1 protein-coding gene is annotated in these 2,482 nt (G+C 74.4%); it reads left to right on the forward strand.

Annotated features, from left to right (window positions below):
* Positions 1-111 precede the first annotated feature (111 nt).
* On the forward strand, positions 112-2,482 hold a 2,371-nt coding region (gene mutS / locus DJ73_RS16535; RefSeq protein ID WP_094558512.1), incomplete at its 3' end, for a DNA mismatch repair protein MutS.

A 2,482-nucleotide genomic window follows, 5' to 3' on the forward strand; every position in this document is an offset into this window, starting at 1 on the left:
CGCCCGGCGGGAGCCCCGTGGCGACCTCTCGGTCCGCAGTTGGCATACCGCGAGTCCGGGCGCCCGCCGTCCTCCGTACCGTTTATGCCCGCGGGCGCCCGGACTCGCGGTATGCCAACTGCGGACCGAGAGGTCGCCACGGGGCTCCCGCCGGGCGTCGCCGACGCCCGCGAGGAGCTCACGCCGATGCTCTCGCAGTACGCGGACCTGTGTGCCGCCCACGAGGACGCGCTGGTGCTGTTCCAGGTCGGCGACTTCTACGAGGCGTTCTGCGAGGCGGCCGAGGCCGTCGCGCGGGTCTGCGAGGTGACGCTCACGGAGCGCTCCGACTCGACCGGCGACTACCCGATGGCGGGGATCCCCATCGACAACGCCGCGCCGTACCTCGAATCGCTGCTCGACGCCGGCTACCGCGTCGCCGTCGGCGATCAGGTCGAGGACGCCGAGCAGGCGTCCGGCCTCGTCGACCGCGCCGTCACGGAGGTGATCACGCCCGGGACCGTCGTCGAGGACGACCTGCTGGAGTCGGGCACCACGAACTACGTCGCCGCGGTGGCGGCCGGCGAGACCGATGCGGACGCGGGGGGCGGCGTCGGCCTCGCCGCCGTCGACGTCTCCACGGGCGAATGCCTCGTCACGTCGGGCGACCGCGACGCGGTCGCCGGGGAGCTCGACCGGATCGCGCCGGCCGAGCTGATCGCGGGGCCGGACGCCCCGACGTTCGAGCCGGCGGACGCCGAGCGCGGCTGGACGGTCCACGAGTACGACCCCGGCGTCTTCGAGCGCCGCGCCGCGACGGAGCGGCTGGAGCCGTACCTCCCGGCGCCCGACCGGCGATTCGAGGGCGACGCCGAGCTCCGGGCGGCCGGCGCCGTCCTCGCGTACGCGGAGTACACGCAGGGCGACGACGGGCCGCTCTCGTACGTCACACGGCTCCGGCGGTACGACCCCCGCGACCGACTGCGGCTCGACGCCGCCGCCCAGCGCAGCCTGGAGCTGTTCGAGAACCGCGGGCTCGGCGCGAGCGACACCCTGTTCGACGCGCTCGACGAGACGAGCTGCGCGCTCGGCCGGCGCTGTCTGGAGCGGTGGCTCCGGCGCCCGCTCGTCGACGCCGACGCGATCCGGAGCCGCCACGACGCGGTCGGCGAACTGGCCGACCGCACGCTGGTCCGCGAGGGAGTCGCCGACGCGCTCGCGGCCGCCTACGACCTGGAGCGCCTCGTCGGGCGCGTCTCGCGGGGGCGGGCCGACGCCCGCGACCTGCGCTCGCTGCACGCGACGCTCGCGGTCGTCCCGGAGCTGAAGTCGCTCCTCGCGGAGGCGGGAAGTGAGGACGCCGGCGGCGACGCCGAGCGCCCGCGGACCGACCACCTCCGCGGCCTCCGCGATCGCCTCGACGAGCTGGTCGCGGTCCGCGACCTGATCGACGAGGCGATCGCGGTCAACCCCCCGCCCGAGATCACCGACGGCGGCGTGATCCGCGAGGGGTTCGACGACGACCTCGACGCGCTCCGCGCGACCGAGCGCGAGGGGCGCGAGTGGGTCGCCGACCTGGAGGCGAGCGAGCGCGAGCGCACCGGGATCGACTCGCTGTCGGTGGGCCACAACCAGGTCCACGGCTACTACATCGAGGTGACCGACGCCAACCTCGACCGGGTCCCCGACGACTACCGCCGCCGGCAGACGCTGAAGAACAGCGAACGCTACGTGACGCCCGAGCTGAAGGAGCGCGAGGAGGAGATCGTCGGCGCCGCCGAGCGCGCGGACGCTCTCGAGTACGAGCTGTTCGCCGACGTCCGCGAGCGCGTCGCGGCCGAGACGGAGCGGATCCAGGGCCTCGCCGACGCGCTCGCCGAGCTCGACGCGTGCTGCTCGCTGGCGACCGTGGCGGTCGAGGCCGACTACGTCCGCCCGGAAGTTCGCGACGACCCCGACGCCGGGATCGAGATCGAGGGGGGCCGCCACCCCGTCGTCGAGCGCGCGGAGGCGTCGTTCGTCCCGAACGACGCCGACCTTCCCCGCGGGTCGGTCGCCGTGATCACGGGCCCGAACATGAGCGGGAAGTCGACGTACATGCGATCGGTTGCGCTCGCGGTCGTGCTCGCGCAGACCGGGTCGTTCGTCCCCGCGCAGGCCGCCACCCTGCCCGTCTTCGACCGGCTGTTCACCCGCGTCGGCGCCTCGGACGACATCGCGGGCGGCCAGTCGACGTTCATGCGCGAGATGAGCGAGCTGACGGAGATCCTCCACGACGCCGGCCCCGCCTCGCTCGTGCTCCTCGACGAGGTCGGCCGCGGCACCGCGACGACGGACGGGCGCGCCATCGCCCGCGCGGCCGCCGAGTTCGTCCACGACGAGCTGGGCGCCACCGCGCTCTTCGCCACGCACTACCACGGGCTCACCGATCTCGCCGAGGAGTGCGAGCGCGTCTTCAACCTCCACTTCACCGCCACCCGCGAGGGCGGTGAAGTGGAGGTTG

It is taken from the genome of Halorubrum sp. Ea1 (genome assembly GCF_002252965.1).
Lineage (GTDB): Archaea > Halobacteriota > Halobacteria > Halobacteriales > Haloferacaceae > Halorubrum.